This is a genomic window from Caballeronia sp. dw_276 (assembly GCF_018449635.1).
GTDB lineage: Bacteria > Pseudomonadota > Gammaproteobacteria > Burkholderiales > Burkholderiaceae > Caballeronia.
This window is the reverse complement of the sequence record NZ_JAAVUV010000023.1, coordinates 1-21,850: the sequence shown is the minus strand read 5'-3', so window position 1 is coordinate 21,850 and position 21,850 is coordinate 1. Positions and strand designations below refer to the sequence as shown.

The window sequence follows — 21,850 nt, the reverse complement described above, 5'->3', positions numbered from 1 at the left end:
CATTTGCAGACTCGCTTCACGATCCGGCCATGCGTCGCCAAGGCGCCGCATCCAGCAACATGTCACGATAACGCTCGATCGGAAAGCTCAATGTTCCGCGGAAATTGACATGCGCAAAGTGCGCCGGCCCCAGCCGCCGCAACCAGTCGTCGTCAATCCCCTGCCCTTTGCGTTGCCAGTCATCAAGCGTGGTCTGCATGCGCTGCGTATTCCACGCAATCACCAGGTTTGTCAGCAACGTCAACGAGCCGGATATTGCAATCATCTCGTCGCGGCGCCGTCCGCGCTCAGGCGAGATCTTGCCGGTGTAGATCGCACGCTGCAGCTGATGAACCGATTCGCCGCGGTTAAGCAACGTATGCATTTCGCGCCGAAACTCCACGTTGCTGAAGTAATCACACAAGAATAGCGTGCGCAGTAGCCTGCCAAGGTGGTCCGCAGCGCGGTGTACGGGGTCACCCTGTGCCGCGCTGCCGAACCGCTGTAATGCGACAATTGCGCTCACGCGTCCCGAGTGAATCGACGCGACGAGGCGCAGCAACTCGTCCCAGCCATCACGAATCGCCTTGATGGATATCTCGTAGGCAAGGACCGATGCCAACCCGTCGGGACCAGCCACTCGTCGCGGCAAATATAGTTTCCGTTCCGAGAGGTTGCGCAGCCGCGGGCAGAGATCGAAACCGAGCAGCTTCGACACCGCCATTCCTACATTTGTGTACCCGTGGGTGTCTACCGAAAGTCGCAGCACCCCACCGTCGTCGCGGTTCACGTTATGACGAATCACGCCCTCGATCGCCATAGAAGCGTTTGCTCGCGATCAGCGTAGGGTCAGTCCAAGAAGCGGTTCCAACAGCGATGGTCATCGGCGTTCTCCGGTCGAGGTGGCATTTTACGCCGGCGGTAGGCGTACGACCTCTCGGCGCAGCAGCGGGGAGCCCCACCAGCAGATGTGCGGTACTTTCCGAGGTTCGTCGATGCAGCGCTTACCAGCGCGCGGAAAAGCAGCTATTTTTGTTTTTTTCCTCTGAACTCGCACTGGAAACATCGCGTTCAAGCGTTGCATCAGCGTGCAGCGGACACTCAAATTTCTTGAGGCGCGTAGCGATACGCGCTACACTCAGCGTATGATAATCACTTTTCGCCACAAGGGACTTGAAGTCCTCTACCGAACAGGGTCAGCACGTGGCATTCAAGCGGCGCACGCTCCGAAGGTGTTACGTATTTTGGCTGCGCTCGATGCAGCCAGTTCACCGGCTGAGCTTAATCATCCTGGCTACAAGCTTCACCCATTAAAGGGCGAATTAAAAGGATACTGGTCGGCATGGGTCAACGGGAACTGGCGAATTACGTTCCGCTTCGTCGGAGCCGACGTCGAGCTAGTTGATTATCAGGACTATCACTGAGGGAAAATGAACACATGATGAAGAATCATCCGCATCCCGGCGAGCTGTTGCGTGAAGATGTTTTGCTGCCGCTCGGGATTGAAGTTACAGACGCCGCAACTCGGCTTGGAATGTCGCGCACGACGCTCTCGCGAGTTCTTCATGGGCACGCGGGTATCAGTCCGGACCTCGCTGTGCGTCTTGAGCGGGCGGGCGTGAGCACCGCGCGATTCTGGATGACCTTACAGAGTAACTACGAACTGAGCTTGGCTGAGCAACGCGGGCAGCCAGACGTAATTCCGTTGCAGCCCGTCGGGTCGTCCGTCTGATCGGGAAACGCGCCGGCGCGGCAGGCGCTGGAAAGCAGAGAGCGGACATGGCGACGATCGAGATTCCTGCAATAGAATTTCCGCAGTGGAAGCGATGGGCAAATCGAGAACGCCCATCTCTCGATTTCGACGTTCCGGTTCGCTTCGGGCTGTTGGGGATCTATATGTTGGCAACAAGCGAGGTTGATACCGGATCGTCGCCCGCAGCCGCAAAATATCTTGACGAAGCTGTGATCTACATCGGGATGTCAGATCACGTCGAGCGACGATTGGAACGATCACACGATGCGGTCACGGAGTACAAGAAGCAGTCCGGTGATCTCGCCGCAGGCAACCTTCGATTCACGATCTGGCATTCAGGAGCGTCCAAAGGACCGTATGAGCGAAAGGGCCCAGTAGTCGCAGCGGCGACAATAGCAGTGTACGAACGTATTCTGCTGCTTGAGTATGCGAAAAAGTTTGGTCGGTTGCCCCGATTCAACAGACTCTAGAGCTCAATGGAAAACAGATGCAAAGCACATACTACAACTTGCTAATGTCCGGTAACGAGGAAGCGTGGACCGGGACATCTTGGGCTATGGAATACACTCGCGTATTCGAGCACACCCACGACGACGTTAAGCGACCATTTGCTGCGCTCGATAATACGACGATCGCTTCGCTAATGAATCTACCGACGCTATTCGCGTATGAGAAGTATCTGCGGGCGCCCGCGCGCGTCGGCAGGATTACTGAAGTGACTCGCAGGCAAACTGAATTTGCTTTCACGTTCGCGTTTGATCCTACCGTCTCACCCATTCCGTACGACACGTTCACTGGCTTGCTACGCGACCTAGATATTGACCCTAAATGGGAAGTGAATCGCAGTCATTGGGCGGTTAAGAATGTCGATCTCGCCCGAGTGCTTCACAGCGCGGGACTTGTCTCAAGCCCGTCACTTCAGCCCCAAGCTCGTCCACCAAAGGTGTTTATCTCATACTCTTGGGACTCTCCTGAACATCGTTCATGGGTCACCAACTTGGCGTCGTCGTTGCGCCGTGATGGCGTCGACGTGATCCTCGATCAATGGCAACTCGGATTGGGCGAAGAATTGAGCACGTTCATGGTCAACGGTGTCCGTGAAAGCGATCGAGTGTTGGTTATCTGCACGGAACAGTACGTTCGCAAAGGGAAGGAACGTCAGGGTGGCGTAGGCTATGAGCAGATGCTGGTAAGCAGTCAGATCATGCAAAGCGTCGGCACAAACAAATTTGTCCCTGTGGTCCGACAGACCCCGGGTATTGCGCCTGTGCTGCCAGACGATTTAGCGGGCAGGATGTACGTGGACCTTTCCGATGGTCCGAACGCTGCGGTCGCTTACCAACAGCTCGTACATGATCTGCACAACATCCGTGCTCCTCTGCCGCCGCTCGGGCCTCGCCCTGCGGCATCCTAATCAAAGACGTAACGGAAAGCGAACATGGCGCGCCAATATCGTTACGGCGACAAGGCAACTTGGGATATGGTCGGCGACGCGGTGGTCGCGATGGGCCGGCCGGTTAGCACCGCAGAGGTGCGCGACTATCTTGTTGCACGAGTGCCCGACTTTCGCACAAACAACCTCGGCCCGGATCTGTGCGTGCTATCTGTCAACTGCTACTCGCGAGCCAATCATGCCGTCAACACAAAGCCCCGACGGACGGATACCGGCAACAAGTACGACCGTCTCGTCCGTATAGGAAAAGGCCGAGGGGTGAAATTCGCAGAATACAACCTCGCTGTTCACGGCGTGTGGGAGTTGGCCGACATTGGCGACACGAAACTCCGCCCGCGTCAGATTTCGACACCGCAAGCAATCGAACTAGAGGAGGCGCGCATAAGCGCCATGACCGACGGCGAATTCGACCCGACGGAAGATGCTAGGCGTCGAATCATGCGGACCTTGGTGCAGAGGGAAGGGCAGCCTCAGTTTCGTCGTGCGTTGATCGACGAGTATGCAGGTGCATGTGCGATTTCAGGATGCAAGGTTGGAGCATTGCTCGAAGCCGCTCACATCATTCCGTATCTTGGCCCGCATACCAACGACGTTTCGAACGGACTACTGTTAAGAGCGGATTTGCACAAGCTTTTCGATATGCATATGTTTCGAATCGATCCGGAGTCGCGCACCGTTTACCTATGCGACGAACTCAAGGCATCCGAATATGCCTGTATAGAGGGGCGTCGCTTGCGACCGACGAAGTCTCCAGACAAGGCACCGGCTCCAGCATCCCTTCGTCACCACGAGGAACGTTGCACATGGACGTTGGTTGAATCGGTGGAAGAATAACGGCAACTTAATCTGCCTCGGAAAACAATGGCAATCGCACTCGATGCTGCAAAGGCGATTTATCGTCAGGCTGTCGATCCTCGGGCGAGCGACGGCGAGGGTGCGGCATGGTGGGATGAGGTCGCGGACGAAGTTCGCGATGTGGTCGCCGCTCGCTCGTTGCATGCAGCGTCCGATGTCATCCAGTGGTGGCACCACGACTGGACTTCGGTGTCTGATACGCCTCGTGGTGCGGCGAAGCGGATTCGTGAAGCGGCGCGAGCAATGCGCCTGAACGTCTAGGAAAATCATGTCCCGGCCACAGTGTGCAATTCGTGAAGTTCATCAGGCGGATGACATCAAAAGCACCATTTTGCGTGATCGGGCGGAGCGTGGTTGGCGGATCTGGACTATAGGGTTCGTTTCGGTCGACGACGGCTACGAAACCGGTCTACTGATGCTCGATTTTTACGATAGGACTTCGAGTGCGAAAGTCTACGAAGTTTTCGTTTTGGATCGCTTCAGAAAATGCGGCATTGGGGCGAGGCTGATGGAACGTGCGGAACTAGCGGCGAGACGATTGGACGCGAAAATTATCGAACTTGAGGTCCACCCGCTCGACGAAAATATAGATGCCTGTGCTCTCCGAGCTTGGTATTCGACATTGGGATTCAACGGTGAATTGGATTCCAGATTGATGAAGAAAGACCTCCAACCTAAGCACAACGGGTAGGAAAATAAACGCAGACCCTGCTACTGCTGTTCGGGCCGTTCGCGATAATCGTAGCGCCCTTGCTCGCTCGCCACGTGCCGTTGTCGAGATACTGGAGCGGCGTGATTCTGATGCCTGTGAGCATCGCAATGACCGGCATGGTGATGTCCGTCGGTCCAGTCCTTTGCGGCAACGCTTGGACCCGGTCGATGGCGTGGGGCTGGAGTTGCATCGGTCTGTTCGGTGTCGCGCTGGGCGCGTTTCGGGTATTGGACGAGATCTCGATCGATGCAGGCAAAGGCACACTCGTTGATCGGTGGGAGGGATGGTTCACGCGTCACCTGCCGCTCGACGGTCATGGCGCAGCCAGCCGCCGGCATGGGCCGACTGTCGATCAGATGACGCTTGCGAGGTCGCTGTGCCGAGGGAAGCCCTCGCTGCTGGCCTCGTACGAGCGGCTGCTCGACAGCAAGCCATCGCATGGTGAACTGGAGCAGTTCATCCAAAACGTCCAGCCATAAAGACTGATAGGAAAATCGATGAGCTACGAACCGCAAGATGCCGCATTCGACGAAATGTACGAGCGAATCAGTGACGAGCTCTAACCTGAGCACAAAGAGCAGGCGGTGAGCGAGTTCACTGAGGACCGTCTGCGCTCGTTTTACTTGGACAACCCGATGGTGATGCGCCCTGCAGTGGAGATACTTCAGGAAGTAAAGCGCCTCCAGGCAAATGGGCATTCGTCGGCCACGGTCGTATTCTGCGCGACCGCGATCGAACTGTTCTTGAAAGCCACACTTTTGCAGCCGATCGTGTACGGCCTGGTGCTCAGCGTAGGTCTCGCGGATGTCATCGTGGAACATGCTGTAAAGCAGCCAGGATTAGATCGCTACCGAAAGTTGCTGTCCCGTATGTTTCAAGCGTTGGTCAACCTTGAACTGGTAAAAGTAAGACGTGATGGTACGCAGGCAGTGCTCATAGACGAGAGCAAGGCAGTCCAGGACCTTAGAAACGACATTATCCACAAAGGACGTTCCTGTGACTCCGGAGCCGCGCTTCATGCGATCGAAGTAGCAGTAGCGGTCTACGAGATGGTTGTCGTGCCTATGCTTTGGTCGCTCGGCCTAGCCGTCGTCGACAAAGGTCGCATCGAACCCCGTCAATTCACGTAGGAAAACATCGTAAGCGACTGCGTGCCCTACGCGATCCATACGGCTACCGGAATCGGATACAACATCGTGCTCGATGCCGCAAAGCGGTTTGGATGGAACAGCCACGACGGAATGACGGCAGTCGGTGGGTGGTGCGTGTTGCGTGATCTTGGCGTGTTTGCATCGAGCATGCGCGTACAGGTGCACGAACGACGCTGGCAAGGTTCCTTTCCCGACTCGATTCGACGTGGACGTACATCGTGGACGTGAATGAACATTGGTTGTCGGTGCGGGCAGGCATTTCGTTCGACAAGGCAAACACTCACCCACGGACGGTTGTCCGGAACTACATCGAACTGCCTTCACAATAGGACTGACAACAATGCTCGGATGGAGACGATGAGTGGACTACTATCAAGGCGTGGTCACTGACTACCTCAGAGCTGACCGCGCGATGTTCGTGAACACGGAATGTTGTATCCAGCTCGACGAGGGTAACAACCCTGACGCATTTCCTGGGCGACATTGGTATTGCGACGCAGTGGATTGGCCCCGTCCAAAAACGGACACGAGGTAACGCTTAAATTTTAAGGTAGTCTTCCGCCTATGTTTAAGCCTAACTCCAATGTAGAACCCATCGAGGTTCTGACCCAGCCGGAACAGCGCCGGCGCCGCTCTGTCGATGAGAAGCTTGCGATAGTGCGCGAGACCTTCGAACCAGGAGCGAGCGTTTCCGGGGTAGCCCGTCGCCATCAGGTAAATGCGAACCAGGTATTCGCCTGGCGTAAGCTGTATAAGGACGGAAGCCTGTCAGCCGTAAGTGCTGGCGAACAGGTGGTGCCAGCCTCCGACCTTGTCGAAGCGATGAAGCAGATTCGCGAACTCCAGCGGCTGCTGGGCAAGAAGACAATGGAAGTGGAAATACTTCGCGAAGCAATGGAGTACAACCGGGCAAAAAAATTGATTGCGCGCTCACCATTGCTGCCGGGGGACGACCGTTGAAGACGGTCTGTGAAGTCCTGGGTGTGTCGCGCTCTAATCTTGCGGTCAAATCGAAGCGCCTCGTTGGGTGGGTCGACCGGCGCAAGATGCCGGTTCTAGACGACATGCCGCTGGTCACCGAGCTTCGGGGACTGGTCTGCGACCTGCCCACCTACGGTTACCGGCGTGTATGGGCGCTGTTGCGGCGAAACAGGGATGCACAGGCCCAGCCTCGCGTAAATGCAAAGCGGGTTTATCGCGTCATGCGCACCCACGGTCTGCTGCTCGAGCGCCGTCCTCGGCATCCTGAATCCACGCGCCGGCACGACGGCAGGGTCGCGGTGGACCGGAGCAATGCGCGCTGGTGCTCGGACGGCTTCGAATTCCGTTGCGATGACGGCTCGCCATTGCGCGTCGTCTTTGCATTGGACTGCTGCGACCGCGAGGCCATGAGTTGGGCGGCAAGCACCGGGGGCTACACCGGCGACATGGTGCGTGACGTGATGCTTCAGGCTGTCGAAAACCGCTTCCACGGAGCGCTGAAAACCGATAGCGAAATCGAGTGGCTGAGCGACAACGGTTCCTGCTACATTGCCGAGGAGACGTTGACGTTCTCGCGGGCAATCGGTTTAAAGCCCATCACAACCCCTGTCCGAAGTCCGCAGAGCAACGGGATGGCTGAGAGCTTCGTCAAAACGATGAAGCGCGATTACGTTTCGTGGATGCCCAAGCCTGACGCGACGACGGCGCTGCAAAACCTGGCCATCGCGTTCGGCCACTACAACGAATCGCATCCGCACAGCGCCCTGAAATACCGCTCGCCACGCGAATTCCGCCAGCAAGAAAATTCACCAACCTAAGCGTGACCACGTGTCCGGTTATGCAGGGGCAAGTCCACGCAGTAGCTGTTAATTTTAGAGACTGGGCGGTGTTTCTATGCGAGATCACGCATTCGTCGACACAGGACGCCTTGGTGAAGCGACTGAAGGCGTGGCATTCACACTGGGAAGAACTCAGATTCGCATTGATCAGAGACTTGCACGTGCCTGGCGATTGGAGAGTGCGCCCATGGGCGTTCATTCCGGACGCCTGTCAGGCGGTTCTCGAAAGGATACTCGCTCCACTGGCGCACGAGGAAGCAGGTAATGACCGGATGCCTCTGCCACGCGTAACGTCTCTCGAATCGGTAGCACCGTGGAGATACAGGTCTTGGAACCACGCGCATCCCGACGACTAGCCGTCACAGAGAACGGAAAACAATCATGACTAAAACCAGTTGGTGGACGGCGAGAGAGAGCGTCATTGCGTTGGCCTTCTTCCTCGGGGCGATTGTCATCATTGCAATGGCGCGCGCTTACAACGTCGCCGGTGTAATGCAGGTGGCATACGTTTTCTTGTTTGCGCTTGCAACGTTGTTGATCTGGTTAATGGGACGTGTCCGCTTTAACCGCGCGCGAAAACGCGGCAAGGTGGACGCCGCTTGGCCTTTCAAATGAATCGGAAAATAGGACTTTGGCGCATGCGCCCCGTATGTCGGCCGGAAGCTGACAAGTGAGTTTCAACATGCCATCGTTTCAAGCTTTTCTCAGTCAGATAAAGGAAGCCGGAATTCGCGTTCAGGGAGAGTCTGTGCTGGTAAAGAAAGCGTCGTCATCAGCAAACTGGACCGCCGAAGTTGCCTTGCTTGCTCGCGTAGGCCGCAAGGACGGCGTTGTGTTCGAGGGGGCCGCTGCGCAGAGGCCGTCGAACGATCAACTTGCGTCGATCCTTCGCGGCTACGGCTTTAACCCCGAGGATGCGAATCCGGTGATTGAGAACACGATGTTGTTGTTAGTTGATAAGTTCCGCCAGGCGACGCATGACGCAGCATTCGATTCGAAGCTGGCAGAGTTGCGTGACCGTTTCTCCTGCGCTCGCTGACACACCGGAAGATCGATGAAGCTCACTCGAATCAACGTCTGCGCGCTCGTTCTGGCCGTAGTTCTCATTGCACTCACGACGCCGGTCTATATGGACCTTGTAGCGCAGATTCCTGCACCCGTGCCGGGCATGTCCAGATGGTTGTTCATCGGGATTCTCTACGCTCTCGAAGGTGCTTCGGCACTGTATGGTGCGCGGCTCATTTCGCACTGGATTTTTGCGCACGCCACGATGGGCAAGCAGAGCGCGTCGCATTGACTGTGAACAGGACGGAAAACCAGATCTTGCAGGCCACGCTTGCCCCGCATCAACAGGCGAGCGCGCCAAAATAAAGCAACCGGTTGATGATCTTTGCCGCTTCGTTGGGCGGCAATAATCAGCCAACTGACACTTCGGAAAACGGAAAACGCCAGAGCATGGGAGAGGTAGCTCACTCGGTGAGCCAGTGGCGCGCGGACAATGCACGATGCGATCCTCAAACTAAACAAGGACCAGTCATGACCGATGATAGCAAAGTGTTGTACGTGTACCGTTGTTCAGAGTGCGGCCACCGTGGGGATCATTGCGAAGCCGATGATTCTCACGACGCCGAAGCATCCAAGTGCTCCGCGTGCGGCGCAGCAGTGACGTTGGAGTGGGACGGCGGCGTTACGTTTAAGACCGATCCTGCTGACCTTCGTTGAACCGGCTTGGGAATTCGGTCCCTGCCCCCGTGCGTGGGTGGTCGAATGGAGCATACAGTGGAGTCTGATTGGCACGGTCGTAGCTTCGACCACATTCGATGCCACTGATGCGGCAAACGCGCGCCGGTTGACACCGAAGAAACCAAGGAAAATGGAAACGAAGAACATGGCACCGACACTCAACTCGTTGAAACGACGCGTCAAACGACGCGGTAACGGCTTTGAGGTAAGCGGCACGATTACGCTCGGGCGCGCGATGTCGGAACCGACGAGCCGTTACGGGAAGCCTCGATTTGGCGGTCTCGTTGAGAAGGCTATTGCCGAAAGCGGCGCGGAGCCCGGTGACATCGTTGAAATAGATGAACACGGCGCTGCCAGGGTCGTGGGCCGCCGTCCTCGAATAGCGGGAGAGCCGAACGATATGTCGGAACAAGGCATTCGGGCGCGGCTCAGGGCGATCTACGGCGGTGAAGCGGCGAACCTTGCGGACGTGACGGCTGGAGCCAATGTCGTTGTGTCTCGCAAACGCAATCAAGCATAGGAAAGCAGGCAATGGGATGCGCTATGCCGTGCTGATTGCTGCTGTGGTCGCGTGCTTGGGGCAACGTGTGTGATCGCGCAGTCGGTCCGTGACGACAGCGCGTATGCCAACGGCCACGTCGAGCCATACAGACTGACCTCCTAGAGCGTGGCGACTCACCGGTGGTCTTTTTGGATCGACCGCCAACAGCCGGTCAATGACTATCCAGTGTAAGAGCTAGAAAGAGTGAACCGAAAGCAAACCGAACCATCCATCCGGAGTGTCCTGTGGGAAACAAAAAGAAAAAAGAGTTTCGTGTCTTTTTCTCATGGCAAAGCGATTCACCTTCGACGACCAATGCCAATGCCATCCGCAAAGCGCTGGCCAACGCCGTCAGGTCGCTCAAGAACGTCTACGTGGGGCTCAACATCGTGATCGACGAAGCAACGCGTGACACGTCGGGAAGTCCAAATATCTCGATCAAGATTCGCAGGAAGATTGACGAAGCCGACATGCTCGTCTGCGATATCACTACGATCAACCCGGGCGCCGAGCGGCCGTGCCCCAATCCGAACGTGACCTTCGAGCTGGGATATGCGACCGCGCAACTCGGCGAGGATCGAATCGTCATGCTGTTCAACAGGGCGCATGGTGTTTTCCCTGCCGATCTGCCCTTCGATTTTGTGCAGAACCGGGCCAGCCCCTATACGATGGCCGAGCCGGTTACCGATGAAGCGCGCAAGGAGCTTGATGATCTGGCGAAAGCGGCAATCAAGGCCGTTATTGCGCGGAACCCCAAAACGCCAATCCAGTTGCGCAAGCTCAGTGCAGAAGAAATCGAACACAGTCACGATGTCGATAACCTGAAGTGGCTCATGTCGATGATCAGCATTCACGTCGTTGACGAGCTCATCGAGAATCTCCCGAAACGTATCTCTTCGAAAGCGCTCTGGTTCTGGGAACAATTCAATGCTGTGGTCAGCAGTAACCGGTTCAGTCTTTACGACACGGAACTGGATGAGTGCGTCAGGCGATTTCGCCAGAGTTGGGAAACGACGCTTGCCTACGATCAGCATTATCACGATTCGCCAGATGGCCAACTGAACATCTTTACCAACCCTGGCGACATGCCGCTCTCCAAAGAAAGGCAGAAAGCATGGGATACCATTGCTACCGCCCGCGACGACATGAAGGTCGCTTTTCGGGAAATGCTTGAACGACTTCGCCAGGACTACAGGGAAGTCAACGTCAACAAGCTGAGCGACAAAGCATGGAAGCAGTATCACAAGGAAATGCGGGAGATGTTCGTTGCATGATCTCGTCGCGTCCAGGCGGGGCGGCAACGGCCGCTCGCACGGCGATGTGCGCGCAGTTCACCGTCTATATGAAACTCAAAGGCATTGATGCCGAGAAAGCGATCGCTGGGACCGATGCGGTAGATAAGTCTTAGCGATCCGTGTCAACTAGGAAAACGGGAAATGCCTGATCTGTTCTTTGTTTCTAGACATACTCATCTGCAGACGGCAACGGAGATCCCGCCTGGGGGATGGGCGCGGGGCTACGACGACTACACCGTGAAGCGGCTAAATGGCGGCGATCCGTGGTGGATCGTTATCGAACAGGCAATCGAACTCGAGCGCTTGAGGATTAATCCACAACTGCCGAGCCGCTGGAAGGCGAGCTTCCTGTTCACGTCTCTCGAAGACGCGATGCGAACGGCGACGCCGAAATATTGGGGCAAGCAGCAACTCTTGCTATGGAGCGCGGAAATCTGCGACCCGAGTGCGCCGAGGCATATCGGGGACGCGGACCTGTTCCGGGACTTCGAAGGCCTTTCCTATCCGCAGGTTTGCGAGCGGGCGAAGGCATACTGGTCGACTGATGCGGCACACGAGTATCGCGAATTAATCACCGAGTCGCCCATCCGGATCACCCAGCCTCGGTTCTTCTGGGCGGGGCAAGGATGGCAGTCGGTAGTGATTGGACAGCCGCCGCAGTAACTGGAGTAACGGAAAATCACTTAAACGGAGGTTGAATGTCGCACGTGTTTGCGTGCCTGAACATCATTGGCGTTGTTGCGGGCTTCTTCGGTGGGGTACTGACCTATCGTTTCGGCTTGCCTAACATCGACGTTCTAACATCTGGCGCCTACAGCGGCTCTGAGATAACGGATGAGATTCGCCGTTACCAGCGTTGGTCGAAGTTTGGCATCGCCTTGATCAGCGCGGGATTCTTGTTGCAACTACCTTCCGCGTTCTACGCGGTCAGTCACTGAACGAATCGGAAAACAGGAGAGCAAGATGCGTGAGGTTCTGTATGTCTACAAATGCGCAGAATGCGGAAAGGGTGGCGATCAACACCTTGACGGAGACTCGCACGATGGCGAGGCGTCCACCTGTGCGTCCTGTGGTGCGCCTGTTGTGTTGGAATGGGATGGTGGCGTCGTGTTGGAAACGCCGCAGACCATCGCAGCCGACGCAATCGCGCGCGCTCGCGAGCGCAAGTGACCAGAAAACCGAAAAAGATCATGGCCACGACTGCACGCATGACGACAGAAGCGCAAGCCCGCGAGGCAGGTTTCACCCGCGAGGTTATCGCCTCATCGTCGCAACAGGGCCTGAACCTGCTGATCGCGCCCGATACTGACCTCGACAGCGAGTTTGCGGCGTTCGACCTCGACGCACTTGAAACTGTTTCGGTGAAGGGCTGGCTTGGCGTGTTTGAAGACGCCTGACAGGACGGAAAATCTAAATGAGCACGACACAAATGATTAGGAAGGCTGGTAGCAATGCGCTGTCGGTAGCAACCTTCGCCGCCTTCCTGTACTGCCTCTGGATGGAGGTCCAATTCCTCCGGGGAGAAGTTAGTTCCTGGCCAATTACTGCGTTGAATGGCTATCTACCGACCAACGCACAACTCAGCGGCTCGCTCGATGTAGCGTTCAAGTCAAACGGCGGCGGGATTGGGGCATTCATTGGCTATTACATCGCGGGCCTCGTCGGTTACGTCGCGCTCGCAGGGTTCATCGCCCTAATCGGAAGCGCGGCTGCGCGCATTGTGCTTGTCGGGTGGACCCAGTACCAAGCCGAACAACTGGCTGCTAAAAAGGTTGAGCAAGAACGTAACCAGTTCAAATCTGTTGGCGAACTGGTGACGATCCGCACGATAGTCGCTCACGGGCTTTTGAGTGCTGAGCGGTTCACTGAGGTTGAGACAACCGAAGGCGTGTTTGTTGTTGAGGGCGAAGTCGGCACGGTGAGCAAGGGTCTCGCGGTATCCAAGAAGGGATACGACGAAGTTCGCATCGGCGGTCTTCATAGCCGCACTTACCCGCTGCGGTCTGTGTAACAAGACGGAAAAGCCCAATGATCGAAATTAGCGATCACGACTATCGCCGTCTCCTGGACGGACGTAACGCCCTGCGACGGCAAGTGAGCGCGTCTGAGGCGGCGAACTCAAACACCAACGACGCAACACGGACGACCGAACTTGCCGAGGCTGTAAAACAGGCTCAGACAGTGCTCGCGCAGTACGGTGAACACCAAACCTTCGTCCTGCTTTGAGATAACGGAAAATCAAGATGACTGCTTTTTTACCCAATCAACAATGGATCGCGGAGGCCGAGACTGCGATTCGCGGCGTTGACCCAGCTGCGGCCGCGGTGGTGTCGGCCATCCGTACCTTCGCGCTGCCGGAACTTGGCATCGAGAGTGTGCTGTTGGCTGAGCTTGCCGATGGGTCCGAATGGCGAATCGAAGCGCAGTCCTTGCGTCCGGTGACGGCAGACGAGATTGCGGAACGAAATCGCGCGCGTGAATCGTTTCTCTAACAGATCGGAAAACAGATGCGAGAGATTCGCAACATAGACGAGTGGCTGCGGCCACAGCTCGCCGTCATCGTGCGCAGCCTGGGGTCGAACGGCTACGAAGGTTTGTTCGGCCTGTCTCTGCGCGCTCGCATCCTATGGTCTTTCTCTCGCTTCGCCTGCGAACCCGGATCGGCTGATTTCGTCTATCTCAGCGACGAAGCCCTTTCTCTCGCAGCCTACGCCGGTCTCGTAGCCGTCAACGATCCAGACGAACACTTGATTGTGCCCGCGCTACTGGATGACGTTCCCGAGCTTCGTAGCGCCTTCATCGAAGAAGCAGAGGACACGCGAGCGATGATCGCAGACGCACAGCGGGAGTTGGAGGAACAACAGCGGCAAAAGGCTGAGCGCGAACGCATCAAAAAGCTGATCGCCGTGAACGCATGGGCCGAACTGCATCTACCCACGCCAGAGGACTTGACCGCAACCTTGGCGACCGGCGAATCCGTGTCCATCGAGTGCCATTCAGTCGTGTACGACAGCGCCGATAACCTGACCTGGTACACGAACCCATACGGAATTGACGGCGTGCTTTTCAACGGTCTCCCTACGCTCGCAGGCGTGCGCCGTTTCCTCACCGACATGGCACGCGGCGTCGATTACGGCCCGACACCCGACTGGCAGGACAAATAGGGAAACACATTCGGCGTGTTGGATTAATTGACAACACCTAAAAGTGTTGTCATAATGTCCAACATGAAAGCCACCCTGTTACTCAAAGAGCGTCACGCAGTCAACGAGCAGGCTTTTGCTGAATTGCTTGTTTGGAAGGTGCCCGAACCATTACTTGGCAGCGTCCACACGTTCAAATACAGCCTCGCATATATCGTCTCAAGCGTGTGCGTTTTGCGGTACGACAACGAGCGCGGCAAGGGCGATCACCGCCACATTGGCGACCTTGAGACGCCTTATTCTTTTTCGACACCCGCTCAGCTTCTCGATGATTTTTGGGCTGACGTAGATACTTGGAGGCCGTTATGAAAACCGTAACCTTGGGTGTTGCCTCGCGCAAGGCCGTCAACAAGCGGTTTTTGGCAGCGTTTGAAGGAAAGGCGCAAGGCGCATACATCACCTTCGAATCGCCGGAACTGCTGTTTCAAACGCTCACGCAGATGCGTTGGAACATCATCAAGGCCGTCACCGGGACGGGGCCGTTGTCGATTCGTGAGATAGCCCGTCGCGTGGAGCGAGACGTGAAGGCTGTTCATCGAGACGTGCATGCGTTGCTCGACGCTGGTGTAATCGAGCGCAACGCGGAGGGCGCGATAGTGTTTCCTTACGAGGCTGTCCACGTCGATTTCATGCTCCAAGCAGCATAGGAAAATAACGACACTAAGGCTGGAGGCTATGGGTGGACTACTATCAAGGCGTCGTTACTGACTACCTCAGAGCTGACCGCGCAGTGTTCGTCAACATAGAATGCTGCATCCAGCTCGACGAGGGTGGCAATCCTGACGAGTTTCCGGGGCGACATTGGTACTGTGACGCCGTTGCTGTGAATTTCAGGGACCGCGCTGTGTTTCTGTGCGAGATCACGTATTCGGCCGCGCAAGATGCCTTGTTGAGGCGATTAAAGGCGTGGCATTCACACTGGGATGAACTGAAAGTCGCTTTGGTCAGGGACTTGCATGTTCCCAGCGATTGGAAAGTGCGTCCTTGGGCGTTCATTCCAGAAGCGTGTTAGGCGGTTCTCGCAAGGAAGCTTGCTGAAATAGCATTCGACGAAACAGGTAGTGATGGGATGCCGCAGCCACGAGTGACGCTCCTCGAATCGGTGGCACCGTCGAGATACAGGTCCTGGAATCACGTGCATCCAGCCGACTAGCTATCCAGAGGAAAACATGGCAATCACACCCGACGCGGCAAAAGCGATCTATCGGCAGGCTATTGACGCTTGCGCGAGCGATGCCGAGGGCGCTTCGTGGTGGGCTGAGGTCGTAGGCGAAGTCTGCGATGTGGTTGCCGCGCGTTCACTTACAGAAGCGGCCGCTGTCATCGACTGGTGGCATCACGACTGGGAGACGGTCTCTGACACTTCACGCAACGCGGCGAGACGAATTCGCCAAGCGGCGCGTGTGGTGCGCATCAAGGCATAGGAAAACAGGCAAAACCAGAAAAATGAGAAACGCCACCTGTATCGTTGCGCTCGTTGCAGCGCTTGCATATGGATGCGGTCATCAACAAGCGTCCGACGACGACAAAGAGTCGCCGCTGTCGGCCGCTCGTGCCGCGAACGAACAGATTCAGTTTGCTATGTCAGAGAGCAAATGTGGCGACATAAACGGCGATCACAAGTAACGAAGCGGACAACAACACGCGCGTTTCGCACGCTAAAAAAGGAAATAAAAATGGTTCGTCGCGCAAGGATCGGCAATGAATTGTCTAAGGCATGGACTCAAACCGTAAGGAGGTATGGCAACCGTGAAATTGCTTCGGAACGTAACCTTCAAGCATGCCTATTTTCGGACCTTAGTGCTGAACTTGGCGCGAATCGGCGCATCTTTGTCGAACCGACAATTGTATTGCCCAGCGGAGCGAAAATCATCCCTGACATGGTGATCTGCAATACACGCGAGGTGATCTGCTTTTTGGAGTTAAAGTTTTCGCCACGCGGAAAGCCGGACAGAATAAAAGACATGCGTAGCATCTCGTCGGTTGCCGGCAGCAACGATATCAAAATACGTCTCAGACGATACCGCGGTCCGGGTCCTTCATCGATTGAAGTAGCCGTCGCAAAAGCGGTCCTTTTTGCATGGGCGGGCATTCACGCTAGAAGCACTACGGATTCAGAGGTATGGACCGAGCCGGCCTTTCGAACGCACCCTCACATTGAACTGCACGCCCTGACGGGGAAGGAACAGCTGCCGGTGGTGTCGTACAACGTTCGCGGTCTTCGGATAAAAACTGGGTCCGCGATAGCAAGAAAATGAAGCCATGACGAAAAGTCAGTCAGTGAAGGTCGCAAGCATTCTTTTGGCGGTTGCTGTCGCTAACTTCGTTTTGGCTGGGGTCGCGGCTACCGGGCTTTTTGGATCATTTTCTGCGGGAGCGATGCCCCTGTACTTTTCAGCGTGGGGTAGATTGGCCGCGATTGCCAGCGGCGCATACCTGATGCGCCCGGTCAAAGAATAGGAAAACATTATGCCCACCCTCACCAATGTGTTGCCGTTCGATGAACGCGCTGGGGTTTACCGCCGCAGGCAGAACACCGATGCGAACCCCTACGTTGCCGGAACTTGGCAGCATGGGGAATGGTTTGATGGTTGGAAGAACGCGAATGAGTGTGATCCAGACGATGGCTACGACTGGCTTGAGTCCCGGTTCAAAGTGGAATAGGAAAACAGATCCATAACCGTTGCATAACCATGCTCATCAAGCTCGACATCCCAGATGTTCCTGCGCCGACGGATCCCTTCGTCGGTTACTGGGGCAAACAGATTTTCACCGGCCACTTCTCGGACAACCCGTTTGTGGTTACGCTCACTTCCACATATGTGCGCTGCGTCTTTGCTGCCCGCGAAGATTATCTCGCGGCAGCTCTGCACCTGCACAACGTCTGGACAATCGACGCAAACCAAACGCTGAAGGTGAGCGAACTATATCGTTGCATCGCTCGTTTCGAGTCGTGCATCACTGGCATGTACCTCGCCGTGCGGTCGATGCGGGAGTTGCGCAAACGACAGGATCTCACAGTCAGGGAGCGCGCAGTGATCTGTGAATTGAAACCCAAGCCCCGCTTTCTTGGCTCGGCAGGCGAACTGCTTGGGAAGATGCGCAACAAGATGCAGCACATCGAGGAAGAACTTGCAGCGGGCAGGCTCAAGATCGATTTGCCGATTATGATTCAGCCGACCGGTCCTGAAATTCCGGCGGATGACCCGGCCAATCCAAAGCAGACCGTCCAGACCATCGACAGGTTGCGGGTGCACGAGCATGAAGTGCGGTTCGCCGAACTTGCAGAGTGGCTTAGAGAGATGGTTGACTACGTTGACAGGTTGGTCGGGCTCATGCCGATAAGCTGGAACTCGGCGGACGGTAAAGTATTCGCAACAACACCCGATGGCCCCGCCGCGTGATCCACCGCTGATGGAACTGGATAGACCTCGGAAAACGGATATGTCCACATTGACCACTGCACTCGCGTTGCGCGCCGCGATACACGTGCTTCCTGACTCTGCGGAGTCACGTAAGATGCCATCGGGAGAGCCGCTGGACGAGGCCAGCGTTCGACTGCATTTCGACGCTGCTGGAACGCTCGAAGAGTCCCTTGCGGCCCTTCGCGACCACGAGTAGGAAAGCAGATGCTCGCCGAAACACTCCAGCCCATCGATCAACGGAGTCTGTCCGGGTCCTTCGAAGCTCTGCGGCTTTCTGCCAGCCCGAATCGCACCGCGTACTTCGCCGACGAGTATGTGGCTGGCTTCACCGCCTACCTGGCCGCGCTTATCCGGGGTGATGTCGCGCTTGACTTCCCGTACGACTACCGCCATTCGCTTGCCATGCCGGCTCACCTACGCAGGTGCGGTACCGCATCCACCCTCGAGTCCGTATCCGGATTGTATGGCTGGGGCAGTGAAGGCTTCGATGCAAACGACAAAATCCTGATGGATCTCGCCGTCGAACTACGTAAGGCCGTGTACGTCGCACAGTCGGCGACGCCCGCCCGTGATCTCGTCGCGAAACTCATGAACTGGGGCTTGCCCGCACGTCAGGCGGAGCAAAACATCGCATGGGCAGGCGAGCAGGGCGACGCGCTGCCGCTCAAGCTCCGCGAAGGCGTCAGGATGATCAGCGCCGGTGACTGGTGCGGTTCTGCTCGCGTAAAACTGAACGCTGGCTATGCGAAAGTGTTTTCTGTGTTGGCCGATGATATTGCGATGTACGATGGCCGCTTTGGCGCAGGACTTTCCTACCTTGTCCGTCGTTATCTCGAATCGACTGGTATTGAGCACGTCCCCGAAGCGCTCGCCTTCCGGTGGCACTAGGGAAAAGCTGATGTACGCCATCGTAAACCGAGCTTGGGAAGCTACCGATTCGCGCCTCTCTACACCGCGAGACCATGGGCGCGGTGCATATCGCGCCCAAGCTGGATCCTCGAAGTGGCTCGAGACGCGTCGCTGGTCAAATGGTGTAGCGGCTCCAAGGGGCTGCGCAGGCTCGGCGCCACGATTTTTACAATCGGCTACGAGCTGCCGCGGTGAGGCGTGTCGCGTTAGGTATGTGCCGTTTATCAGGAAGGGGACTAGACCCCGGAAATCGACGAGTTCCAAGCAGGCCGGAGAAATTGACCATGAATCGATTTGCTTTTTATGCTTTCTATGACGGCACGCCGACCAGTGGCGATCCCCTTCGCTTGTCCAAAAGCGATGGCGAAATTCAGCGTTTATTGACCGCCTTACCTGAATGCTTAGAGAGTCGTTGCTCTCCTGGCACGAAGATCGAAGCAGCAGCGATCGAAATGCACGAGACGGGAGGCGCATTAAGGCTAACGAGGCTCGTCTCGATCGAGACCGCCGACAACGAACCGAACGCAATCGAACGAATTGAACTTGCGTTTAACGACCTACATCTTTTTGGTGAACGGGCGTATCCACCGAAGCTGGACTAGACGCACACCGCGTAGATAGGAAAAAATATGAACCAGAAGGCAGGTGGCCTGCATCCGAATGCGCAGAGATTGCTCTGGGCATTGTTCTACGAACAGAGTTATCAATACGAGATGCGGACCTTTCGACAGCTTGAAGATCGCGGGTTCGTGCGGCAGTCCGAAGCTGACTCGAAATGGCAAGTTACTCCCCAAGGCGAGGGGGCGCTCAATCTCTACGCCGCGTTTCTGAGGCGCGATGGGTTCCATTGCCCGCCGGAGGGCTGACAGGGAACGCGAATCGTGCGAGCGCCCTGAAGCCATGAAAGCGGAGAAATGACCGGCGTGACCAGCACTCGAAACTAAGGAGCCTCCATGCAAAAGGGAAGTGTAGTGGCAGTCAATCAACGGCGTGGCATGTTCATTGTCGCGATCGATAACGGGGATCATGTGGTATTCGAGCTTCTCGCGGGTATCGACGTTGCCATCGGCGACCGTGTGCAAGGAGATCTTGAAGCGCTGGGCCATGAGACGTTGCGCCACTTGGGGCAAGGTCGTAACTTCTCCACGTATGGACAGAGTGGACCGAGCAGCCTTTCCGCCTGCAATCGTCTTCTAGGTGCGTGATTGCTCGGAAAGGTACATGCGGAAAGTTCAATTCAAACAGAGGCACGCGGCCCATGTGCAGAGTGCAGCAGAGTCGGTCGGTCTTGAACGTCAAATTTCCAGCAAAGACGTGAGCAAGCCTCGCCGGGTCGAGCACCGCACGGTGATGGAGGGCACTGATACCGACCTGGCAATGCTGAAGCTCGCATTGTTTGCACATGCCGAACGCATTGGACTGGATGCGCCACCCATGCCGATCGGCGGATGGCCGCAATTACCCTAGGAAAACGGCGCGATGGCACAAGGCAACTGGAATCAGAAATCATGAAAGACGTGAAATTCATGCAGCGCTGCGACACCTGCGGGACGAGCTATCAGTTCGGGCCACACCTGTACGACGGCAAGACCATTCCGACGTATGGCATCAACGTGTGCATGACCTGTTGGCAGGCGAACTGGGATGGCTGGGCTCCTCACCTCGAAGCGAAGGTGACAGCAAATCTCGAAGCGAAAGGGTTTCCGCTGCCCGCACGCAACGCGAGAGGCTGGCTGCCTCGCGACTAGGAAAATTCGGAGCTTCGCGACATGACGAAACGAAAAAGCGCGCCTACGCACTGGACTGACATTTCGATCACGGTCAACGGCCTTGACGTGATTGGCGCATACAGCGTTGATAGGACGGACTGGATGACAGTCCGGATGACAGGCGGTGGGGCAAAGGAGGCGCGAGGTGGGCCAGCCGCCGAGGGTCGCGCGGATGATTTTGGGCGAGTTGTATGCCGAAGCCAACCGAGCAAAGAAGTAGGAAAACAGCAAATGAGCAGAACTGGAATCACTAATCTGGCGGTAGACGCAGTGCGAAAGCAAACTCGGCTAGCGCTGCCTGATGACGACGCCTACCTTTATCGCATTGGGGTGGCTCTCTATGGGTTCGCCTCGCTCTGCAGCTTCATGGCGGAGGTTGCTTGCCACCTTGACAAGACTCTCAGCCGATCTGAAGTGGAGGCAGGTACCGGAGGGGCGATCTTGTCCAAGTTCCGCGCCAGTGCGAAAACGGTTATCAGTTCACTTCCTCAGGTAGAGCCCATCGCGCAAAACGTCGTGGACATGTTTTCCGCGCTAAACAAAGAACGTACTGATTTCGTTCACGCCTATCCCATCACGAACGACACTAAGGCACAGATTCTTCATCGACGCAAAGACGCTGAGGATAAGTACTTCGAAGTGACGAACGAATTTCTGGAACGGTTCATCACCCGACTCGATACCGTAAGCGATAAGCTTTACGAGATACGTTCCATTGTGTCAGCGTAACGATAGCTACAGAAGAGGAAACCGAGCTATGGACACATATCCAGTCAGCGTTCGGCGAAACGGCTATCGCGGATCGGACACGAAAAAGAGAGCAAAGGCCACCGAAGAAAACATTGCAGCAAGCCTACTTGAAGCCTATGCGAGTAGGCTTCTGCTCGCGCAGAAGGAGCCCGTGCACGTGTATCTTTGGCCGGAACTGGCTCAAGGCACGGGTCTCGCGATCGAGACCGTCGCTAGGCTCGGCGCGTCCATCGATGGAAACAGCAGTGGTTTTACTGCCTGGAGGCACGACATGACGCAGCAGGCCGCGTCAGCGGCCGTCAGACAAGGGGCGGCGTCTTCCGAGCAAAGCGGCGACGTCTAACAGGCTGCTGAAATATCGGTCGTTGATGCGTTCGGGTGCACTACGACGGATGCTGGGGTCGCACTTTTGGAACGCGGAAGACGTTTGCAGGCATTCCACATTGCTCGCGGGTTCACGATATCGGTGTTACGCCATTGCTTATTGCCCCT

The 21,850-nt window shown here is 56.3% G+C and carries 39 protein-coding genes and 1 pseudogene; 39 read left to right on the top strand and 1 reads right to left on the bottom strand.

All coding sequences use genetic code 11. From position 1 onward, the window contains the following. Nucleotides 1-16 precede the first annotated feature (16 nt). Nucleotides 17-796 (bottom strand): annotated as a pseudogene (locus tag HB633_RS30160) (Tn3 family transposase); the annotation flags it as partial. 328 nt (nucleotides 797-1,124) lie between these two features. Here HB633_RS30160 and HB633_RS30155 point away from each other — a divergent pair. From HB633_RS30155 to HB633_RS29965, 39 genes are all read left to right on the top strand, one after another. Continuing rightward, nucleotides 1,125-1,403, top strand: coding sequence for a type II toxin-antitoxin system RelE/ParE family toxin (locus tag HB633_RS30155; protein ID WP_213781801.1), 279 nt, complete (start codon nucleotides 1,125-1,127; stop codon nucleotides 1,401-1,403). 17 nt (nucleotides 1,404-1,420) lie between these two features. Next, nucleotides 1,421-1,711, top strand: coding sequence for a HigA family addiction module antitoxin (locus HB633_RS30150; RefSeq protein WP_346730390.1), 291 nt, complete (start codon nucleotides 1,421-1,423; stop codon nucleotides 1,709-1,711). 47 nt (nucleotides 1,712-1,758) lie between these two features. Next, on the top strand, nucleotides 1,759-2,202 hold the full coding sequence (locus HB633_RS30145) for a hypothetical protein (RefSeq protein ID WP_213781787.1): 444 nt from the start codon (nucleotides 1,759-1,761) through the stop codon (nucleotides 2,200-2,202). A gap of 86 nt (nucleotides 2,203-2,288) precedes the next feature. Next, complete coding sequence (locus HB633_RS30140) at nucleotides 2,289-3,146, top strand: toll/interleukin-1 receptor domain-containing protein (protein ID WP_213781786.1); 858 nt, start codon at nucleotides 2,289-2,291, stop codon at nucleotides 3,144-3,146. A 24-nt stretch (nucleotides 3,147-3,170) separates the two neighbouring features. After that, the gene (locus tag HB633_RS30135; protein ID WP_213781785.1) at nucleotides 3,171-4,019 is read left to right on the top strand and encodes an HNH endonuclease; all 849 of its coding nucleotides are present in this window, start codon (nucleotides 3,171-3,173) and stop codon (nucleotides 4,017-4,019) included. 27 nt (nucleotides 4,020-4,046) lie between these two features. Next, a complete protein-coding gene (locus HB633_RS30130) occupies nucleotides 4,047-4,301 on the top strand; it encodes a hypothetical protein (RefSeq protein WP_213781784.1) in 255 nt (84 codons plus the stop codon). 7 nt (nucleotides 4,302-4,308) lie between these two features. Beyond that, nucleotides 4,309-4,731 carry a GNAT family N-acetyltransferase gene (locus HB633_RS30125; RefSeq protein WP_213781783.1) on the top strand — a complete coding sequence of 141 codons (423 nt, stop codon included), beginning with the start codon at nucleotides 4,309-4,311 and terminating at the stop codon, nucleotides 4,729-4,731. 101 nt (nucleotides 4,732-4,832) lie between these two features. Continuing rightward, a complete protein-coding gene (locus HB633_RS30120; protein WP_213781782.1) occupies nucleotides 4,833-5,231 on the top strand; it encodes a hypothetical protein in 399 nt (132 codons plus the stop codon). Between the two features lie 105 nt (nucleotides 5,232-5,336). Beyond that, on the top strand, nucleotides 5,337-5,882 hold the full coding sequence (locus tag HB633_RS30115) for a hypothetical protein (protein ID WP_255581288.1): 546 nt from the start codon (nucleotides 5,337-5,339) through the stop codon (nucleotides 5,880-5,882). Between the two features lie 21 nt (nucleotides 5,883-5,903). After that, entirely contained in the window at nucleotides 5,904-6,131 is a 228-nt protein-coding gene (locus HB633_RS30110) for a hypothetical protein (protein WP_213781781.1), read from the top strand. 366 nt (nucleotides 6,132-6,497) lie between these two features. Continuing rightward, nucleotides 6,498-7,702 (top strand): IS3 family transposase gene (locus tag HB633_RS30105; protein ID WP_213781800.1). Its coding sequence is split into 2 segments (ribosomal slippage): nucleotides 6,498-6,822 and nucleotides 6,822-7,702, totalling 1,206 coding nucleotides; the frame shifts between segments, so codons are not numbered across the junction. A 402-nt stretch (nucleotides 7,703-8,104) separates the two neighbouring features. Next, entirely contained in the window at nucleotides 8,105-8,338 is a 234-nt protein-coding gene (locus tag HB633_RS30100; RefSeq protein ID WP_213781780.1) for a hypothetical protein, read from the top strand. A 55-nt stretch (nucleotides 8,339-8,393) separates the two neighbouring features. Continuing rightward, nucleotides 8,394-8,762, top strand: coding sequence for a hypothetical protein (locus HB633_RS30095; protein WP_213781779.1), 369 nt, complete (start codon nucleotides 8,394-8,396; stop codon nucleotides 8,760-8,762). A 15-nt stretch (nucleotides 8,763-8,777) separates the two neighbouring features. Next, the gene (locus HB633_RS30090; RefSeq protein ID WP_213781778.1) at nucleotides 8,778-9,020 is read left to right on the top strand and encodes a hypothetical protein; all 243 of its coding nucleotides are present in this window, start codon (nucleotides 8,778-8,780) and stop codon (nucleotides 9,018-9,020) included. A gap of 591 nt (nucleotides 9,021-9,611) precedes the next feature. Then, on the top strand, nucleotides 9,612-9,986 hold the full coding sequence (locus tag HB633_RS30085) for a hypothetical protein (RefSeq protein ID WP_213781777.1): 375 nt from the start codon (nucleotides 9,612-9,614) through the stop codon (nucleotides 9,984-9,986). A 266-nt stretch (nucleotides 9,987-10,252) separates the two neighbouring features. Next, nucleotides 10,253-11,281 (top strand): hypothetical protein, encoded by a 1,029-nt coding sequence (locus tag HB633_RS30080; protein WP_213781776.1) that lies wholly within the window; start codon nucleotides 10,253-10,255, stop codon nucleotides 11,279-11,281. Between the two features lie 162 nt (nucleotides 11,282-11,443). Then, the gene (locus tag HB633_RS30075) at nucleotides 11,444-11,965 is read left to right on the top strand and encodes a hypothetical protein (RefSeq protein ID WP_213781775.1); all 522 of its coding nucleotides are present in this window, start codon (nucleotides 11,444-11,446) and stop codon (nucleotides 11,963-11,965) included. Between the two features lie 35 nt (nucleotides 11,966-12,000). Then, complete coding sequence (locus HB633_RS30070; protein WP_213781774.1) at nucleotides 12,001-12,240, top strand: hypothetical protein; 240 nt, start codon at nucleotides 12,001-12,003, stop codon at nucleotides 12,238-12,240. A 25-nt stretch (nucleotides 12,241-12,265) separates the two neighbouring features. Beyond that, nucleotides 12,266-12,472 carry a hypothetical protein gene (locus tag HB633_RS30065; RefSeq protein ID WP_213781773.1) on the top strand — a complete coding sequence of 69 codons (207 nt, stop codon included), beginning with the start codon at nucleotides 12,266-12,268 and terminating at the stop codon, nucleotides 12,470-12,472. A gap of 20 nt (nucleotides 12,473-12,492) precedes the next feature. Beyond that, nucleotides 12,493-12,699, top strand: coding sequence for a hypothetical protein (locus HB633_RS30060; protein WP_213781772.1), 207 nt, complete (start codon nucleotides 12,493-12,495; stop codon nucleotides 12,697-12,699). A gap of 17 nt (nucleotides 12,700-12,716) precedes the next feature. Then, a complete protein-coding gene (locus HB633_RS30055) occupies nucleotides 12,717-13,313 on the top strand; it encodes a hypothetical protein (RefSeq protein WP_213781771.1) in 597 nt (198 codons plus the stop codon). Nucleotides 13,314-13,330: 17 nt separating this feature from the next. After that, nucleotides 13,331-13,528: a hypothetical protein gene (locus HB633_RS30050; protein WP_213781770.1), complete on the top strand. Its 198-nt coding sequence runs from the start codon at nucleotides 13,331-13,333 to the stop codon at nucleotides 13,526-13,528. Nucleotides 13,529-13,545: 17 nt separating this feature from the next. After that, on the top strand, nucleotides 13,546-13,794 hold the full coding sequence (locus HB633_RS30045) for a hypothetical protein (protein WP_213781769.1): 249 nt from the start codon (nucleotides 13,546-13,548) through the stop codon (nucleotides 13,792-13,794). Nucleotides 13,795-13,809: 15 nt separating this feature from the next. Further along, nucleotides 13,810-14,466: a hypothetical protein gene (locus tag HB633_RS30040; protein WP_213781768.1), complete on the top strand. Its 657-nt coding sequence runs from the start codon at nucleotides 13,810-13,812 to the stop codon at nucleotides 14,464-14,466. 63 nt (nucleotides 14,467-14,529) lie between these two features. Next, nucleotides 14,530-14,814: a DUF6516 family protein gene (locus HB633_RS30035; protein WP_213781767.1), complete on the top strand. Its 285-nt coding sequence runs from the start codon at nucleotides 14,530-14,532 to the stop codon at nucleotides 14,812-14,814. Beyond that, the gene (locus tag HB633_RS30030) at nucleotides 14,811-15,152 is read left to right on the top strand and encodes a transcriptional regulator (protein ID WP_213781766.1); all 342 of its coding nucleotides are present in this window, start codon (nucleotides 14,811-14,813) and stop codon (nucleotides 15,150-15,152) included. Before HB633_RS30035 ends, HB633_RS30030 begins: the two co-directional genes overlap by 4 nt. Nucleotides 15,153-15,184: 32 nt before the next feature. Beyond that, nucleotides 15,185-15,517, top strand: a complete 333-nt coding sequence (locus tag HB633_RS30025) for a hypothetical protein (protein ID WP_213781765.1) — start codon at nucleotides 15,185-15,187, stop codon at nucleotides 15,515-15,517. A 157-nt stretch (nucleotides 15,518-15,674) separates the two neighbouring features. After that, a complete protein-coding gene (locus HB633_RS30020) occupies nucleotides 15,675-15,929 on the top strand; it encodes a hypothetical protein (RefSeq protein WP_213781764.1) in 255 nt (84 codons plus the stop codon). A gap of 252 nt (nucleotides 15,930-16,181) precedes the next feature. Next, nucleotides 16,182-16,763 (top strand): hypothetical protein, encoded by a 582-nt coding sequence (locus tag HB633_RS30015; RefSeq protein ID WP_213781763.1) that lies wholly within the window; start codon nucleotides 16,182-16,184, stop codon nucleotides 16,761-16,763. Between the two features lie 211 nt (nucleotides 16,764-16,974). Further along, nucleotides 16,975-17,169: a hypothetical protein gene (locus HB633_RS30010; protein WP_213781762.1), complete on the top strand. Its 195-nt coding sequence runs from the start codon at nucleotides 16,975-16,977 to the stop codon at nucleotides 17,167-17,169. 29 nt (nucleotides 17,170-17,198) lie between these two features. Beyond that, nucleotides 17,199-17,909 carry a hypothetical protein gene (locus HB633_RS30005; protein ID WP_213781761.1) on the top strand — a complete coding sequence of 237 codons (711 nt, stop codon included), beginning with the start codon at nucleotides 17,199-17,201 and terminating at the stop codon, nucleotides 17,907-17,909. 225 nt (nucleotides 17,910-18,134) lie between these two features. Then, the gene (locus tag HB633_RS30000) at nucleotides 18,135-18,818 is read left to right on the top strand and encodes a hypothetical protein (protein WP_213781760.1); all 684 of its coding nucleotides are present in this window, start codon (nucleotides 18,135-18,137) and stop codon (nucleotides 18,816-18,818) included. Between the two features lie 305 nt (nucleotides 18,819-19,123). Next, nucleotides 19,124-19,441, top strand: coding sequence for a hypothetical protein (locus HB633_RS29995; protein WP_213781759.1), 318 nt, complete (start codon nucleotides 19,124-19,126; stop codon nucleotides 19,439-19,441). 27 nt (nucleotides 19,442-19,468) lie between these two features. Beyond that, a complete protein-coding gene (locus HB633_RS29990; RefSeq protein ID WP_213781758.1) occupies nucleotides 19,469-19,705 on the top strand; it encodes a hypothetical protein in 237 nt (78 codons plus the stop codon). Nucleotides 19,706-19,792: 87 nt separating this feature from the next. Further along, entirely contained in the window at nucleotides 19,793-20,044 is a 252-nt protein-coding gene (locus HB633_RS29985) for a hypothetical protein (RefSeq protein WP_213781757.1), read from the top strand. A gap of 109 nt (nucleotides 20,045-20,153) precedes the next feature. Continuing rightward, nucleotides 20,154-20,306, top strand: coding sequence for a hypothetical protein (locus HB633_RS29980; RefSeq protein WP_213781756.1), 153 nt, complete (start codon nucleotides 20,154-20,156; stop codon nucleotides 20,304-20,306). A 41-nt stretch (nucleotides 20,307-20,347) separates the two neighbouring features. Next, nucleotides 20,348-20,587, top strand: coding sequence for a hypothetical protein (locus HB633_RS29975; protein ID WP_213781755.1), 240 nt, complete (start codon nucleotides 20,348-20,350; stop codon nucleotides 20,585-20,587). A gap of 21 nt (nucleotides 20,588-20,608) precedes the next feature. Further along, the gene (locus tag HB633_RS29970; protein WP_213781754.1) at nucleotides 20,609-21,337 is read left to right on the top strand and encodes a hypothetical protein; all 729 of its coding nucleotides are present in this window, start codon (nucleotides 20,609-20,611) and stop codon (nucleotides 21,335-21,337) included. 172 nt (nucleotides 21,338-21,509) lie between these two features. After that, the gene (locus tag HB633_RS29965) at nucleotides 21,510-21,701 is read left to right on the top strand and encodes a hypothetical protein (RefSeq protein WP_213781753.1); all 192 of its coding nucleotides are present in this window, start codon (nucleotides 21,510-21,512) and stop codon (nucleotides 21,699-21,701) included. The last annotated feature ends 149 nt before the right edge of the window (nucleotides 21,702-21,850 follow it).